Origin of the sequence: Streptomyces africanus (assembly GCF_030816955.1) — a bacterium.
Classification (GTDB): Bacteria; Actinomycetota; Actinomycetes; order Streptomycetales; family Streptomycetaceae; genus Streptomyces; species Streptomyces africanus.
On the sequence record NZ_JAUSYP010000001.1, the window covers coordinates 5310555 to 5325733 of the forward strand.

Annotated in this window: 11 protein-coding genes; 6 read left to right on the top strand and 5 right to left on the bottom strand. The window is 71.7% G+C overall.

From position 1 onward, the window contains the following. Positions 1-81: 81 nt before the first annotated feature. From QF034_RS24840 to QF034_RS24860, 6 genes are all read left to right on the top strand, one after another. Entirely contained in the window at positions 82-1005 is a 924-nt protein-coding gene (locus QF034_RS24840) for a polysaccharide deacetylase family protein (protein ID WP_370880844.1), read from the top strand. Next, positions 1002-1739, top strand: a complete 738-nt coding sequence (locus tag QF034_RS24845; protein ID WP_307177008.1) for a polysaccharide deacetylase family protein — start codon at positions 1002-1004, stop codon at positions 1737-1739. The genes QF034_RS24840 and QF034_RS24845 overlap by 4 nt, the downstream gene beginning before the upstream one ends. Before the next feature lie 346 nt (positions 1740-2085). Continuing rightward, a complete protein-coding gene (gene groES, locus QF034_RS24850) occupies positions 2086-2394 on the top strand; it encodes a co-chaperone GroES (RefSeq protein ID WP_003974211.1) in 309 nt (102 codons plus the stop codon). A gap of 116 nt (positions 2395-2510) precedes the next feature. Beyond that, complete coding sequence (gene groL, locus QF034_RS24855; protein ID WP_193501937.1) at positions 2511-4136, top strand: chaperonin GroEL; 1626 nt, start codon at positions 2511-2513, stop codon at positions 4134-4136. A gap of 200 nt (positions 4137-4336) precedes the next feature. Next, positions 4337-4741, top strand: a complete 405-nt coding sequence (locus QF034_RS41570) for a hypothetical protein (protein WP_370880963.1) — start codon at positions 4337-4339, stop codon at positions 4739-4741. Positions 4742-5355: 614 nt separating this feature from the next. Continuing rightward, the gene (locus tag QF034_RS24860; protein WP_307177009.1) at positions 5356-5778 is read left to right on the top strand and encodes a DUF2690 domain-containing protein; all 423 of its coding nucleotides are present in this window, start codon (positions 5356-5358) and stop codon (positions 5776-5778) included. Positions 5779-5949: 171 nt separating this feature from the next. Here QF034_RS24860 and QF034_RS24865 read toward each other — a convergent pair whose 3' ends face one another. The 5 genes from QF034_RS24865 to QF034_RS24885 form a co-directional block, all read right to left on the bottom strand. Continuing rightward, a complete protein-coding gene (locus QF034_RS24865) occupies positions 5950-8652 on the bottom strand; it encodes a tetratricopeptide repeat protein (RefSeq protein WP_307177010.1) in 2703 nt (900 codons plus the stop codon). A 282-nt stretch (positions 8653-8934) separates the two neighbouring features. Further along, on the bottom strand, positions 8935-9174 hold the full coding sequence (locus QF034_RS24870) for a nuclease-related domain-containing protein (RefSeq protein WP_307177011.1): 240 nt from the start codon (positions 9172-9174) through the stop codon (positions 8935-8937). An 82-nt stretch (positions 9175-9256) separates the two neighbouring features. Continuing rightward, a complete protein-coding gene (locus QF034_RS24875; RefSeq protein WP_307177012.1) occupies positions 9257-9964 on the bottom strand; it encodes an ester cyclase in 708 nt (235 codons plus the stop codon). 3627 nt (positions 9965-13591) lie between these two features. Further along, positions 13592-14365 (bottom strand): SDR family NAD(P)-dependent oxidoreductase, encoded by a 774-nt coding sequence (locus tag QF034_RS24880; RefSeq protein ID WP_307177013.1) that lies wholly within the window; start codon positions 14363-14365, stop codon positions 13592-13594. Positions 14366-14483: 118 nt separating this feature from the next. Continuing rightward, entirely contained in the window at positions 14484-15152 is a 669-nt protein-coding gene (locus QF034_RS24885; RefSeq protein ID WP_307177014.1) for an MOSC domain-containing protein, read from the bottom strand. Positions 15153-15179 lie beyond the last annotated feature (27 nt).

Genomic DNA, 15179 nt, shown 5'->3' on the forward strand with positions numbered 1-15179 from the left:
GTGGGCCACTCGGTGGATGGTGTGCCGCCCGTCGCGGTGTCGAGGCCGATCCGGGGAGGCCGGCTGCGAGGATCCCGCATCATGCGAGCAGTCGTACAAAATGACAAAAGGCGGGCATCTGGCGGTGTGCGGATCGGCATCGCCGTACTCACCCTCGCCGCCATCGCCTCGGGCTGCGCGCAGGGCGACACCGGCCGGATCCCCGCGGCCGGCGGCCAGCAGCCCCTCGACGCGCCCCCGGCCCGCGCGCTCGACTCCTACGCCTCCAAGCTGCGCGCCGCGCACGCCGCCCGGATCGCCGCCGCGCAGCGCTGGAGGCTCAGGACCGTCCCGCTGACCGCCCCGCCGGCCCCCGCGAAGAAGCCGCGGATCAGGACCCGCGAGGGCTTCGAGGTGAAGGGCCACCGGAGACTGGACCTCCCGCCCGTCTTCACCACCGTCCCCACCCGGGACAAGGTCGTCTTCCTCACCATCGACGACGGCGTGGAGAAGGACCCGGCGTTCCTGCGGATGATGAGCGACCTGAAGGTCCCGTACAGCGCCTTCCTCAGCGGCTACCTGATCAGGAACGACTACGGCTACTTCAAGAAGATGCAGGGCCGGGGCGTGGTCCTGAACAACCACACCCTCCGCCACCGCCTCATGCGGGGCCTGTCGTACCGCGCGCAGAAGCGCGAGATCTGCGGCATGCAGCGCCTCATCGAGAAGCGCTACGGCAAGCGCCCGACCCTCTTCCGCCCGCCCTACGGCAGCTACGACAGGGCGACCCTGCGCGCCGCCAAGGCCTGCGGCATCGAGTACGCCCCCCTCTGGAACGAGGAGGTCTTCGCCGACCACTGGGAGTACCGCGAGGGGGACCGGCGACTGCGCCCGGGCGACATCGTCCTCACCCACTTCCGGGGCCGCGACCAGTGGCGGGGCACGATGCCCGACATGATCCGCCGCTTCCTGAACAAGGTCACGGCCGAGGGGTACGCGGTGGGCCGGCTGGAGGACTACCTGTGAGGCGGCGGTCGCCGGCCGCAGTGGTGTGCGCGGGAGTGATCCTGCTGGCCGGATGCGCCGGGGCCGCGGGGGAGCGCACGGGAGCGGACGGCCGGGGCCAGTCGCCGGCGCACGCGTCGAGCGGCGTCCGCGGGCCGGACCGGAGCGGCCTCCCGCCGGTCGTGGACCACGTCCGCACGCCCGACCGGGTGGTCTTCCTGACCTACGACGACGGCGCCGAGCGCGACCCCTCCTTCGTCGGCCTCGTCCGCGAACGGCGGCTTCCGGTCAGCATGTTCCTCACGGACAGCGTCGTGGGGCCCGGCTACGGCCACTTCGCCCGGCTGCGCGCGGTCGGCGCGTCCCTCCAGAACCACACCCTCGACCACTCCGCCCTGCGCGGCCTGCCCTACGCCGGCCAGCGCGCCGAGATCTGCGGCCAGCAGTACAAACTCCGCTCCCGCTTCGGCCTCCGCCCCCGCCTCTTCCGCCCGCCCTACGGCCTGTACGACACGACGACCCTGCGCGCCGCCGCCGACTGCGGTATCCGGGCGGTCGTCCTGTGGCGGGCGTCCCTGAACCCCGACGGCACCCTGACGTACACCCGAGGCAAGCCCGCCCTGCGCCCCGGCGACGTCATCTCGGTTCCGTCCGGGGAGAGTGCGTCCCTGACGCTCACAGAACGGACGGAGCGCCTGCTGAGGGAGATCGAGAGAAGGGGGCTGCGGGTGGGGCGGTTGGAGAACTACCTCTGACTCCTGTGGGCAGGGTGGTGCTGATGCCCAGCCCGTCCGGCGCTTGAGGGCGAGGCCGTCCAGGCCGAAGCGGGGGCCCGGGGGCGGCAGCCCCCAGGGGCCAGGACGCCAACGCCGGGTCCCTGGCACAGACGTACGCCGACCCGATTCCTGGGCCGACGCGCCGCCGGCAATTGGCACTCCGCTTGACCGAGTGCTAATCGCAGTCATAGTCTCGGCTCTGGCACTCCCCACTGGAGAGTGCCAACACAGCGACGGGCAGGTCCGGCACCCGCGACGACGGATCCACCTGGTCGCCACCTCAGACAGTTAACCCCGTGAGATCTCCGAAGGGGGAGGTCGGATCGTGACGACCACCAGCTCCAAGGTTGCCATCAAGCCGCTCGAGGACCGCATCGTGGTCCAGCCGCTCGACGCCGAGCAGACCACCGCCTCTGGCCTGGTCATCCCGGACACCGCCAAGGAGAAGCCCCAGGAGGGCGTCGTCCTGGCCGTGGGCCCGGGCCGCTTCGAGGACGGCAACCGTCTTCCGCTCGACGTTTCCGTCGGCGACGTCGTGCTCTACAGCAAGTACGGCGGCACCGAGGTGAAGTACAACGGCGAGGAGTACCTCGTCCTCTCGGCCCGCGACGTGCTCGCGATCGTCGAGAAGTAATTCACCCCAAGCACATTGCTTTGAGCTGCGCCCCTGGCCCCCCGCGATCGATAAGAAGCCGGGCGCCCGGGGCGCAGTGCCGTTAACCCTGATTCCGGAAGAGGGCTCACGCTCCCATGGCGAAGATCCTGAAGTTCGACGAGGACGCCCGTCGCGCCCTCGAGCGCGGCGTCAACAAGCTTGCCGACACGGTGAAGGTGACGATCGGCCCCAAGGGCCGCAACGTCGTCATCGACAAGAAGTTCGGCGCCCCCACCATCACCAACGACGGTGTCACGATCGCCCGCGAGGTCGAGATCGAGGACCCGTACGAGAACCTCGGTGCCCAGCTGGTCAAGGAGGTGGCGACCAAGACCAACGACATCGCGGGTGACGGTACGACCACCGCGACCGTGCTCGCCCAGGCGCTCGTGCGCGAGGGCCTGAAGAACGTCGCCGCCGGTGCCTCCCCGGCCGCCCTGAAGAAGGGCATCGACGCCGCCGTCGCCGCGATCTCCGAGGACCTGCTCGCCTCGGCCCGCCCGATCGACGAGAAGTCCGACATCGCTGCCGTCGCCGGGCTGTCCGCCCAGGACCAGCAGGTCGGCGAGCTCATCGCCGAGGCGATGGACAAGGTCGGCAAGGACGGTGTCATCACCGTCGAGGAGTCCAACACCTTCGGTCTGGAGCTGGACTTCACCGAGGGCATGGCCTTCGACAAGGGCTACCTGTCGCCGTACTTCGTGACGGACCAGGAGCGCATGGAAGCCGTCCTGGACGACCCGTACATCCTCATCACGCAGGGCAAGATCTCCGCCATCGCGGACCTCCTGCCGCTGCTGGAGAAGGTCATCCAGTCCAACTCCTCCAAGCCGCTGCTGATCATCGCCGAGGACGTCGAGGGCGAGGCCCTGTCGACCCTGGTCGTGAACAAGATCCGCGGCACGTTCAACGCCGTCGCCGTGAAGGCCCCCGGCTTCGGCGACCGCCGCAAGGCGATGCTGCAGGACCTGGCGGTCCTCACCGGCGCCACGGTCGTCTCCGAGGAGGTCGGCCTCAAGCTCGACCAGGTCGGTCTGGACGTCCTCGGCTCCGCCCGCCGCGTGACCGTCACGAAGGACGACACCACGGTCGTCGACGGCGCCGGCAACAAGGACGACGTGCAGGGCCGCGTCGCCCAGATCAAGGCCGAGATCGAGACCACCGACTCCGACTGGGACCGCGAGAAGCTCCAGGAGCGCCTCGCGAAGCTGGCCGGCGGCGTGTGCGTCATCCGCGTGGGTGCCGCCACCGAGGTCGAGCTCAAGGAGCGCAAGCACCGTCTGGAGGACGCCATCTCCGCGACCCGCGCCGCGGTCGAGGAGGGCATCGTCTCCGGTGGTGGCTCCGCCCTGGTCCACGCCGCCAAGGTCCTCGAGGGCAGCCTCGGCAAGACCGGCGACGAGGCCACCGGTGTCGCGGTCGTCCGCCGCGCGGTCGTCGAGCCGCTGCGCTGGATCGCCGAGAACGCCGGACTGGAGGGCTACGTCATCACCTCCAAGGTCGCCGAGCTCGACAAGGGCCAGGGCTTCAACGCCGCCACCGGCGAGTACGGCGACCTGATCAAGGCCGGCGTCATCGACCCGGTCAAGGTCACCCGCTCCGCCCTGGAGAACGCCGCCTCCATCGCCTCCCTCCTGCTCACGACCGAGACCCTGGTCGTCGAGAAGAAGGAAGAGGAGGAGCCGGCCGCCGCGGGCCACGGCCACGGCCACGCCCACTGAGGCACGATGCGTGACGGCTGACGACCTCAGTCGGCCCGAGCCCGAGCGAAGGCCCGGCACCCCGGAGACGGGGCTGCCGGGCCTTCGCCGTGGACGGATGTGCTGAGGGGGCGAGTGCGATGGAGTCCGGAGCGGACTCGGGTGCGGGCGTGGAGGGTGCGGACTCGAACGGGGAGTTCCTGCGGTGCTTCGGCCGCCAGATGAAGCTGCTGCGGGAGGCCGCGGGGCTGACACAGGCGCAGTTGGGGGAGCGGGCCGGGTACGGCGAGGCGCGATCGCGGCGGTGGAGCACGGCGGATTCCCCGGCCGGAGCTGGTGGACGCGGTGGATCGGGAGGTGGGTGGGCGGGGGCTGCTGGTGGCCATGAAGGGACGCCTGCGCGCGCTGGAGCTCGCCCGCGACGCCGAGCGGCGGCGCAACGGGTTGGCCGCCGCTCCGGTCAGGGCCGAGAAGCGTCGAGCCCGTCCGCGCTCGGGTCCGGGTCCGCGCCCGGGACCGGGAAATCGTCCAGGAAGGGTCGACAGAAGAAGGCCCGGGCCGCCGGCTACAAGGAGTTCCCCGGTTCCCGCCCCGCCCCGTCGCGAACCGGGGCGCCGATCCTCTGAGCGGAATTCCCAAGATCGCACCCGCCTACATGCGGCTGACCCCCGAGGAGGCGCAGCGGGAACGGCAGAAGCGGCTGGCCGGGGGGAACAAGGCGAAGGAGCCGAGACTGGCGAAAGTGGCGAGGAAGATACAGGCCGCCAGGGAGGCCGGGCCGGCCGCTGAGCGAAGGCGGCCGGAACCGGAACCGGGGCACCGGGCCCGGTTCCGTCGGGCCCTGACGACAACGGGGACGGACATCCGCGCCCCGGCCGTTGAGGAACGACTGTGCGACCGTCCGCCGCAGAGCGACGGAATACCCGCCCCCGAGTCGGTCCCACCACGAGAACCGTGGGCATCGCGGCCTCCCGAGCCCTGGGCCGGCTCGCCGCCGACGGCCTCGTAGGCCCGGACGCCTGGTCGGCCCATGTCAACCTCGCGTGACCACCGCTGCCCCGAAAGGGGACAGCGGAGTCCGGCGCCGCAGGAACGATGCATCCGCGCGCCCACAGCGAGGACGGCCGCCGCGGCGTCACCCACCGGCCGTGGCGTGCGCGCCGGCCAGGGGTGTCGATATGTACCTTCTGATCGACACCGTCACAGATCACGGGAGTCGGCGACTCCCGGGGAGGACGCCATGCTCAAGAAGACGCTGGGTATCGTCACGGCGGCCGTGGCCCTGACCGCGCTGCTGCCCATGGGGACGGCACAGGCCGCCACCTGCAAAGGCTCCGGCTGCACGGGCAAGAACCCGCAGGCGACGGGCTGCGGCGCCGATGCCCGCACACTCAAGGGCAGCAGGATCCCGCCGGCCGGCGGCGGCCCGGCGGTCGAGCTGCGGGTCTCACCGTCCTGCAGCGCGGCCTGGGCCCGCATCCAGAAGGCCAACAGCAACTGGCGCTTCAAGATCGAGACCAAGAAGGGTCCCACGTACACGGAGCACGCCTCGCCCAACTATCCGGCGTACACCGCCATGGTGTGGAACAGCCACGCCTACCGGGCCTGTGTCGAGCAGTACGACGGCGCCGGCGGTTCCTGGACCTGCACGAAGTGGTTCTGACGGCGGGGCCGGCCACGGACGGCGCCGAAGCCCCCGCACCGGGCGGACCCGACGGGCCGGGGCACGGCTCCCGGCCCGCCACGACGTGCTGCGCGGGCCGGACCCGCCGGCCCCGGGAACGTCCGGGAGACACCACGGACGTGCGGCGCCCGGCCGGACGACGGAAGGCCGTCACTCCTCGTCCGGGACCGCCTCGGCGCCGTTCCGCCCGCGCATCCCCGTGAAGAACGGGTTGGCCGCGGCGGTGCCACTCTCCAGGGCGGCGGCCTCGTCGGACCGGCCCTCCGCCCGCAGGGCACGGACGACGTCGTGGACCACCGCCGCCTCGTTCCACGCGTAGTCCCCGGACCGGTAGACATCGAGGGCGGCGTCGAAGTCGGCGTGCGCCTCCGCGTAGTGGCCGAGGTCGCGGTGGGCGACCCCGCGCAGATGACGGGCCATGGCGTTGGCGTAGGCGTCACCGGCGCGTTCGGTCACCTCGACGGCATGGGTGAGCGGTCCGAGGGCCTCCGCGGGCCTGCCTGCCTTCAGATGCAGCCAGCCGACGTCCCGCTGAGTGTGGGCGACCCACATCTCGTCGCCGACCTGCCGGAAGATCCCGATCGCCGTCCCGGCCGTCTCGCCGGCCGCGTCCAGGTCGCCCAGACCCGCCAGGACGCGGATCCTGGCGTTGGCGACCCGCCCCACCCAGTGCCGTTCGCCCATCGGCCCGAAGATCTCCTCCGCCCGCCGGTAGCAGTCGAGCGCTTCGTCGCGGCGGCCGAGGAGCCGGTAGATCTTTCCGAGGGCGTAGAGGGAGGCGCCCTCCCATCTGCGGTCGTTCAGCACACGGAAGTCGTGGATCGCCGCCTCCAGCAGCGGTGCCGCCTCCTCCGGCCGGCGCAGGTAGCCGAGGGTTTCCGCGAGCGTCCGCCGCAGCCGGGCGCACGCCCGGAGGTCACCGGCCTGCTCGGCCAGCCGCAGCGCCTCCCGCTGGCTCCGCTCCGCGAGTTCCGGCTTCCCCCGCCACCTCTGGAACTCGCCCAGCCTCTCGAGGGAGTTCAGGACGTGCCAGGAGTCACCGGCCGTCCGTAACCGGTCCACCGCCGCGGTCATGTGCCGCAGGGCGTCCCGGAAGTCGTGCTTCGCCGCGTGTGCGGCGGCGACGACCATCTCGTCCCTGGCCCGGTCCACCGTGTCCGGCGTCTCCCCGTCCTCCGTGCCGCCGGGCACCAGCAGCGCCAGTGCCGTGTCCGGCGAGCCCTCGGCCAGCGCCATCGTCGCGCGGGCCCGCCGCAGACTGCGCCGCACCCGCGGCCTGGTCCCGGACGGCGCGCTGAACAGCCAGTCCGCGGCACCGGACGGCAGGGTGATGTCGTTGAGGAAGTACGACAGCGCCTCGCCGATCTCGGCCGCCTCCACGTCCATGCCGAGACTCCGGCCCCGGCCGATGGCCCACTCCAGCCGCTTCTGCTCGCCCGCAACCCAGGCGGCGGCCGACGACCGGTCCAGGCCGTCGACCTGCTCCGCGGACACCTCCGTCGCGAGCTCCGGGGCGCGCTGTGCGGCGAGGTGGACGACGGCGTCCCGGAACGCCCGCACCAGGCGGGCCTCCAGGTGCCGTCGGTCGTCCGGCGGCAGCCGGTCGTACTGCTCGGCCGCGTAGACCCGGATCAGGTCGTGGACGCGGTAGCCGGGGTCCGCTTGCCCGTCGCTCTGGGCCTCCATCAGACTGACCTCGACCAGTTCGTCGCAGGCCGCGACCGCCGCTCCCCGAGTCTCCAGGACGGACGCGAAGTGCCAGTCGGTGAGCCGCCCTGCCGGTAACGAGGCGATCAGACCGAAGGCCGCCCGCGTGGGCTCCGCCAGCTCCCGGTGGCTGAAGCCCAGACAGGCCTCCAGGCTGCTGTCGGCACGGGAGAGCTCCCGCAGGCGCTCCCGCTCGTCCACAAGGCGGTCCTGCATCTGGGCCAGACTCAGGTCCGGCCGGTTCCTGAGTTTCGAGCCGACGATGTGCAGGGCCAGGGGGAGCCGGCCGCAGAACCGCGTGATGCGGAGGGCGGCGGCGAGATCGGCGGCGATGCGGTCCTCGCCGGCCCAGTGCGCGAGGACACTCAGCGCGTCGTCCTCACTCGGGAGGGACACGTGCACGGGGGGACGGGCCACGTCCCCGACGGACAGCGCCCTGCGGCTCGTGATCAGCACCGCGCACCCCGCCCCCACCGGCAGCAGGGGGCGTACCTGTTCGGCGCTGTGCGCGTTGTCGAGCATGATCAGCAGTCGGAGGTCGTTGGTCAGCGACCGCAGGCGCGCGGCCCGGTCCGCGACGCGGGCGGGGATGTCCTCGCGGGCGACATCGAGCCTCAGCAGGAGCTCCTTCAGGGCGTCCGCACTCGTCATGGGCTCGTCGCCGTCGCCCCGCAGCGCGAGGTGCAACTGGCCGTCGGGGTATTCGTCCTTCACCCGGTGCGCCGCGTTGAGGGCGAGGGTCGTCTTTCCGGTGCCGGGCGCCCCGTGGACGGCGATGATCTTCGACTGGCTGTGCGAGAGGTCGACGGACAGGGTCCCGCCCGTCGGCGCCGGAACGTCCCGGAGCGTGGCGAGCAGGCCGTCGAGCAGCGTCCGGCGGCCCACCCAGGGCGCGGTGGAAGGCAGTTCGTGCCGAGGCACACCGCGTGCGGCCGGTTGCGTGACCGACCCGGGCCGGGCGCGCGCTGCGTGATACCAGGTGAGGCCACCGATCAGCACCGCCGTCCCGCTTCCCACGGCGACGGCGGTCGACCCGTCGAAGAGGTCGAAGATGATGTCACCGGTCGCGCCCAGCGCGGCCACGGTGCCGCAGAGGGCGCCGGTGGCCCAGTACGACGAGCGACGTGAACTGACCTGATCCGCCATGGAGTTCCCCCGAAAAGCCAACGTGGCGCGAGCCGATGATGCCACGATCACGAGCCCGTGCACAGCAGGAGGCGGGAGCGCGGGCCCGGTGGCCCGCGCTCCCGCCCGGTGGCGTATCAGCCCTGTCCTCATGCATCAGATCTGGTCCCGCAGGTGGTGAGTTCTCACGGGGCTGCAGTTCAGCGGGCTCACGTGGTGCCCGTCGCGGCGGCAGGCGAAAAGCCGCTCGGGAGGACGGCCGGGAGCACCGCGGTTCGGGTCGCCCCCGACGACATGGTGATGTCATCCTGTGACCGCGTAGGGATGCAGCCCCCCGTCGCTTTGCAACCGCTCCAGCCGGCCTTTCAGCTCCTTGGCCTTGAGGTCGGTCGGATGGAGTGGGTTGCGCAGCGTCCGCACCCGGTCGTCACCGTGGAACTGCCAGGTGTCGCCGTGGTTCACGACGCGGCCCGGGTGCCCCTTGAGCTCCAGGAGGTACACACCGCCGGCTCCCCTGACGACAGGTGCAACAACAGCAGTCACTCCGACCAGAGTGTGGCCACCGCACACCCTGGCGTGTGCGCACCATCGCCGTGCGGATCGGCTGACCGAAGGAGTACCGAGGTCACAGCTCCGTAGGCTCCAGAGCCCCCAGCTGCTGCATCAGCCCCAGCCGGTCGTACTGCCACCAGCCCTCGGCGAGCTTCCCGTCCGGCGTGCACCGGTGCACGGTCGCCCCGGTCATGGTGACGTCCTTCCCGGTCGGCGGAATCCCGAGGAACTCCCCCTTGTGGTGCCCCTTCCAGGTCCACCGGGTGCACACCCGGTCGCCCTGGGCGATCTGGTCCTCGATCGTGAACGAGAAGTCGAACCCGCCCCGCCACACCTCCACCTCGCGCCGCCACGCGTCCAGCCCGATGACGTCCTGCACATTGGCGGGATCGTGGTCGTGGTAGCCCTCGATGAACACGTCGTTGAACGCGGGCGCCGCACCCTGCCCGGGCGCCAGCTCGAAGAACCTGCGCGCCGTGGCCGCGTTCAGCTGCTCGTCCCGCACCACGTCCAGGTCCGTGAACGTCGGCGTCTCGTCGCAGAGCGCCACCATGTCCTGGAAGATCCGGTCGGTCTCCGGAAGCCCGGAGTTGCGCATCGCCTCCTCGTACGACGGGAACTCCACGATCTCGACGATGTGCGAGGAGTCGGCCCGGTCCTTCGCCACCACACTGTGCGTAGCGGTCCGTTTCCCCTTGGTCTGCTCGACCCACCTGTCCATCAGCCGGTTCATCTCGTCGAGCCGGCTGGTCCTGCATTCGATGAGCTGTACGAAGGTCATGGCCTCGCCTCCGGCCCCCCTGGGTCCGGCTGAACAGCTCCATTGTCCCCACAAGAGCCGCTCGGCGCCTCCCGGCCCTTTGGCATCATGAGGCCATGCGCTGGTGGGGGAAGCGGGGGGAGCGGTCGGTGGCCGCGGGGCGGGATGTCGGGGTGGCCGTCACCGGGGACCACAACCACCTCGTGTTCACCCGGCAGGTGCGCTCGGCGTACTGGGAGCAGGTCCGCAGGATCGCCCCCGGCGAACTGGTCGGCCGCGATCGGGAACTCGCCGAGCTGACGGCCTTCTGCACGGCCGGCTCCGGCCCGGCGTACGCCTGGTGGCGCGCGGAGGCGTGGGCGGGCAAGACGGCGCTGATGAAATGGTTCGCGCTGAATCCCCCGCCGGGCGTGTGTGTGGTGCCCTTCTTCGTCACCGCTCAGTTGAGCACGCACAACACCTTCGCGGCGTACGCCGATGTCGTACTGGAACAGCTCGCGGAACTCTCGGGCTCCATGCCGGCCTACCTCCGACCGGCAACGCGCGACGCGCACCTGCTGAGGCTGTACGGCGAAGCAGCCCGAGCCTGCCGGGAGCGGGGCGAGCGTCTGGTTCTGCTGGTCGACGGCTTGGACGAGGACAGGGGCGTCACGACCGGCCCGGACGCGCACAGCATCGCGAGCCTGCTGCCGGACCAGTTGGAGGCGGGGATGCGGGTCCTGGTCACCGGCCGGCTGAACCCGCCGCTGCCGGCAGACGTACCCGACGGGCACCCGCTGCGCGACCCCTCTGTCGCACGGACGCTGAAGCCGTCGCCGTACGCCCGGATGGTGCGGGCCGCTGCGGAACGAGAACTGAGCGCACTCACCGAGGCCGGTGGCCTGGAACGTGAACTGCTGACCCTGGTGACGGCCGCCGGCGGCGGTCTGACGGTGGAGGATCTGGCGGCACTCACCGGAGCGGTTCCGTTTCGCGTGCGCAAGACGCTGAAAACGGGGGCGGGCCGGACGTTCGAGAAGCGGGCCCACGGCTACCTGCTCGCTCACGAGGGGTTGCGGCGCCAGGCCGAGGAGATGGTCGGTGACGCCGAACTGTCCCGCTGCCGGGGCCTGCTGCACACCTGGGCCGACGCCTGGCGCCGGCGGGAGTGGCCGGCCGAGACCCCTGCCTATCTGCTCCGCGGTTACTCCCAAATGGTGTCCCGGGCAGGGGACACGGCACGCATGGTGGAGTTCGCCTTGGACCAGGCCCGTCATGACCGGATGCTGGCGGTGACGGGCGCGGACGGTGCGGCTCTGGAGGAGATCCTCACCGCGGAGCGGATGCTCGCCACGGCAGTGGCCGACGAAGCCGAGCCCGCGGCCGGGAGCACCGGGACGTCCCGCTTCCCGCACGCGGTCCTGCACCTGCTGGCACTGTGCGTGCACGGCGACGTGATACGCGGTCGGCGCCGCAGCGTCACTGAGTCACTCGCCTGGGCTTGGGCCGCACTCGGGCGGACATCGCGCGCGGAGGCCCTGGCACGCGATCTCCCGCCACTGGACAAGACGCCGGCGTTGGCCCGAGTGGCGGAGGAACTGGCTGGTCAGGGTGATACCGAGCGCGCCACGGGACTGGCGGTCGCGGCCGAGGAGGCTCTCCACGAGAGTGGGTTCGGGCTCGGCCGTCCGGAGCACGCGGTCGCTGTCCACCGAGCATTTGTCCGCGTCGGGCTGTACGACCGAGCCGAAGCGGTCCTGCGCTCGGCCTCCGTTCCTCTCTCCTCTGCGGCGCTTGCCGCGCAGGTCGTGGAGACGTGGTTGGACGATGAAGAGTTCGACCGGGCACGTGCCGAGGTGACGCGCCAGACGGCCCCGTCGCACCGGTCGGCCTGCATACGGGCACTCGTCACAGGCCTGCTCGCGCAGGGGCGGACAGAACAGGCGTGGGAGATCGTCCGGGAGGCCGGAGACAGCGCGCCGAGCGGCGCGCTGTGCCGGCTCGCACTGGCCCTGGCCGAAGCCGGCCGGGTGGAGGAGGCGGAGCGGCTTCTGAACGACGCTCGCGACCACGCGACCACTTTCAAGGACCGCCTTCAAGACCCCAAGGACTGCCTCGAAGAACTCTCCGAGGCAGGGGCCGACGCCACCGACTACTTCCAGGCCTTCGTGGACGCGCGAAGGTGGGACGTGATCACGGAAATGCTGCGCAACACCGCGCGGGACGGTGACTCCGCCCTCTGGCTGGCGACTTTCCTCGCTCCCGTTCTCGTACTTGAGGGCAAGCTGGACAGCGCCGAAGCCCTGCTGGCGGGCCGGACCGAAGGTACGGCCGTCGAGGGCGCCCGCCTCCTGGCCGCCGCTCTCGCCCGCCGCGGCGAATCCGGCCGGGTGAGGCGCTTCTGCCGCACCTTCTCCTCGACCGCCGTACGCTCCGAGTTGTCGGCCGCTGCGGCGGAGGGCTTCGCTGCCACCGGACGGTTGCGGGAAGCCGAGTCCCTCGCCGTGTGGAGCGATCCCGCCCATGGGCTCGACCCGCTGGCCCGCGGTGCCGTCGCCTGGGCGCGGTCCGGGCACCGCGAGGAGGCCGCAGCCTTTCTCGCCCGGGTCGAGAACCGGGTCCGCGCGGAGGCGGGCATCTCGGGCGCCGTATCGGACCGTGCCCGCGTGGCGCAGGCGCTGGCAGCCGCCGGACACACCCCGGCGGCGCGTGAACTCCTGGCCGGGATCGAGAACGCCCTCGCGCAGACGGCTGTGCCCCGTTCGGCAGGATCCGACACGCCTTGGCACGGTCAGGAACTCACTGACGTGGCCCTGGCGTTAGTGCGATCCGGCGAGCTCGACCGCGCCGAAGCCCTGATCCGTTCACCCGACGGCGCGGGCCGCGGCGCCCACGAGGCCTGGGCGGCACTCCTGCGCGCCTGGACGGGGGCCGGGAGGTACGGCAGGGCCGAGAAGTTCGTCGCGGAGGCGCCGACGGCATACCGCGACGGCCTGCTGGCCGAGATGTCGGTGGTGTGGGCGGAACGTGGGGAGGCGGCCCGCTCGGTGGACTGCGCCGGCACCGTACGAGAAGCACCCGCACGGATCTCCGCGACGGCGAGAGCAGCCGCCGCCCTGGCCCTGAGCGGGATGAGGACCGAGGCGCGCACTGTGCTGGCGGAGCTCCCGCAGCACAACGGGTGCCCTGACCTGGGCAAGGCACCCGAATCGGCTCTGGTCTTGGCCGACGTGTTCCAGGCGTGGTCAGTTCTCGGCGAGCCGGATCGAGCCCGTGCCGTCGCCGGTGAGGCGCTGCGTCTGCGGAACGTAACCGGCTACTCCGTGGGATGGCGCCTGGTTCGCGCTCTCGTGCGGGCGAGGTTGTGCGAGGAGGCCAGGTGGTGGGTGCGCCAGGTTCCTCCCGGGGACGAACACGACAGCGTGCGCGAGGCTCTCGTGGTGGCTCTCGCCGAAGCCGGCGACGTCTCGGCGGCGCTGAATTGGGCCAGGCCGCTCGGTGAACACCCTGAAGCGGCGGTGGCCCTGGTATCCAGGGTCGCCCCTGACAGAGCCCGCTCCCTCGCGATCCACGCGCTGCGGCACGGGGAGTGGCAGGAAGCCCTCCCGGCCGTGCTGCACGTGGAACCCGCTGCCGTGCCGTTCCTCGTCGGCGCCTTTCGCCACGCCCCTACTGCGGCCCGTACTTCCGCCCCGTCCTGGACGACACCGCCCCCAGCATCCCCCGCGGCACCAGCTTCGCCGCCCCCATCAGCGCCTTGTACCTCGGGTCCGGGATCGACACCGTCTTCCCCCGGGCCAGATCGTTGAGCGCCGCCGCCACCAGCTTGTCCGCGTCCAGCCACATCCAGGCCGGGATGTTGTCCGTCCCCATGCCGGCCCGCTCGTGGAACTCGGTGCGCACGAAGCCGGGGCAGAGCGCCATCAGCCGTACGCCGCTGCCGGCCAGGTCGCGGGCGGCGCCCTGGGTGAACTGCACGACCCAGGCCTTGGACGCGCCGTAGGTGCCCCGCGGGACGAACGCGGCCACCGACGCGACGTTCACGACGCCGCCGCGGCCGCGCTCCCGCATGGCCTCCGTCGCCGCGGACGTCAGCCGCAGCACCGCCTCGCAGTGCACCTTCAGCATCCGCAGCTCGTCGGCCATGGACACGTCGAGATAGCGGCCCTTGTTGCCGAATCCGGCGTTGTTGACCAGCAGGTCGACGGGGTTCTTGCGGTCGCCCAGCCGGTCGGCCACCGACTCGATGCCCTGGTCCTCGGCGAGGTCGGCCGTCAGCACCTCCGCCTCGATGCCGTGCCGGTCGTGCAGCTCGGTCGCCTGCTCCCGGAGCCGCTTGGTATCGCGGGCCACCAGCACGAGGTTGTGCCCGTCCGCCGCCAGTCGCCGCGCGAACGCGGCCCCGATGCCTGCCGTCGATCCCGTAATCAGAGCCGTTGTCATGGCAGAAGGTTAGTGACCCGGACTATGAGCATCCGCTTCCGCGCGGGGGTCTCACCGGTGAAGGGTCGGTGGAGACCCGCACGGCGAGCGGCCGTCGGGCCCGACCGGCGAGCGGCCGTCAGACCCCGAGCTTCTCCGCGTACTCCCGCGCCAGCCTCAGCGACTCCGGGTGCAGCGCCTCGCCCGCCGGCAGCAGCCGCGGCAGCAGCGTCCGCTCGGTGGTCACCGCCCGGAACTGGAGGGCCACGGTCACATCGTGCTCGGGGCGGTGGATGATCTCGACGGAGTCGCCGGCCCGTATCGCACCGGGCTCGATCACCCGCAGATACGCCCCGGGTGCGCCCCGCTGCGTGAACCGCTTCACCCATTGCTTCTCCTCCAGATGGCCCTGGAACGTGCGGCACGGGATCCGCCCGCAGGTGACCTCCAGCACCACCTCGGGCCCGATGCGCCAGCGCTCGCCGATCCGCGCGCCGGACACGTCGAGACCCTGTGTCGTGAGGTTCTCGCCGAACGCCCCGTCGGGCAGCGTCCGGCCCAGTTCGCGTTCCCACGCGTCCATGTCCTCGCGCGCCATCGCGTAGACCGCCTGGTCGTCGCCGCCGTGGTGCTCCAGCTTGCACACCGCGTCCCCGGCCAGCCCGCTCCCGCCGACGCCCTTGGGCCCGGGCGCCGAGACCCGCACCGGCCCGTCCACCGGCCGCTTGTCGATTCCGGTCACACCCTCCGGGTTGTCCGTGTACGGCACAGCCTTGGCGCGGCCCAGATTCACAGACAGAAGCTTCATGCCCGCACGGTAGGGGACCCGTCCCCA